Genomic DNA, 1,506 nt, shown 5'->3' on the forward strand with positions numbered 1-1,506 from the left:
TTTCCATTTGCCAATCCATAAAGAATCAGTTTTTAAAGTATAAATAGCCGATTTGAATGTGCTGTCTGTATCTCTTGTAACTTCGTAAATACGCTGCCTGTATGGTTTATTTTGCATGCTGTTTAAAGCTTGTTCTACATACAGGTAATTTCCTTTATCTTCCCAAATTGGGTACATATGAAGTGAAATGTTGTAATATGTTGAGTCTGCTTTTGCTTGTGCTTCAGAATTAAATGATCCTTGCATTAAAGCAAATAATTCGTCAAGTTCTTTATCAGTTTTTGGAGTTTCAGTTTTTTGTTTGCAAGCAGCAATAGCTACAATAAGTAGCAGTAAGAAAATTTTTTTCAAAATACGTATGTTAAGTTATTTAACTTGGTTTAGATTTTGGTAACTGTACATAAAATGTACTGCCTACATTTACCGTACTTTCAACCCAAATTTTACCGTGGTTAAGCTCAACCAATTCTTTACAAATTGAAAGGCCTAAACCAGTACCTTTTTCGTTACTAGTTCCCATGGTAGTAAATGACGTATTTTTAAATAACTTTTCCAAATTTTCTTTAGAAATACCAATGCCCGTATCGGCAATACTTATAATACAACTACCGTTACTAATGTGGTTTGAAATGGTAATTGTATCGCCTTTTTTAGAGAATTTTATAGCATTAGCTAAAAGATTTTGTACCACAATTTCAAACATGCTTCTATCAGCATAAGCAAAATCACGTAAGGAATGATCAACTAAATTTATGCCTTTACTTTCAACGCGTTGTTCAATTAATTTAATTTTATCTTCAAAAACTTCTTGAACATCAAATAAACTTGGTTTAGGTTCTAAAGACTGCATTTGAGATTTAGACCAGTTTAGTAAATTGAAAAGTAATAATGATGCATTGTTTGCATTTTCACTAAGTTCTGGAATTAAGTTGTCAAATTCTTCTCTTGATAATGAGCCATCTTTTAGTAGCTCAATAAACCCGTTAATAGATGATAGAGAATCTTTCAAGTCATGTGATACTATTGAAAACAACTTGTCTTTTACATTGTTTACATTTTCAAGATGTTTAGTTTGTTCTAAAAATGCTTGGTTTTGTAATTCAATTTTAATGTTTTTTTCCTCTAATTCTTGGGTGTATTTTATGTTACTATTTCGTTTTAAATAAATTAAAACTAAAAAGGTTGTAACAATTGCTAAAGCTGCAAGCAAGCCGTAAAAAATAAGTTTAAACTTATCTAATTGCGTATCTTCATTATAAACAGGTGTACTGTTATTAATGCTTTGGTTATTAGTGTTTTTGGTTTCAGGTTTTTTTAAATCTGTAACAACAGCCAAATCATTTTTAGTAGATGCAGCGTTTTCTAAAGCAGCAATTTTTTCTTGGTCTAAGGTTTGTTTTAAATCATAATATTCTCTTTGCCAAACAAATGCTTTATCAAACTTTTTTCTAATAGAATCTAAAGACTTTCTTAGTTTATAATGTTTTAATAATTCTTGTTTATTAT

At 29.3% G+C, this 1,506-nt stretch carries 2 protein-coding genes; both read right to left on the reverse strand.

Features of this window, described 5'->3' with window-relative positions:
• A partial coding sequence (locus FUA24_RS24530; RefSeq protein ID WP_222861389.1) for a CpcT/CpeT family chromophore lyase occupies positions 1–351 on the reverse strand: 351 nt, incomplete at its 3' end.
• Between the two features lie 19 nt (positions 352–370).
• Positions 371–1,506: sensor histidine kinase (locus FUA24_RS24535; protein WP_148546063.1), on the reverse strand; the 1,136-nt coding region annotated here is incomplete at its 5' end.

The organism is Seonamhaeicola marinus, assembly GCF_008085455.1.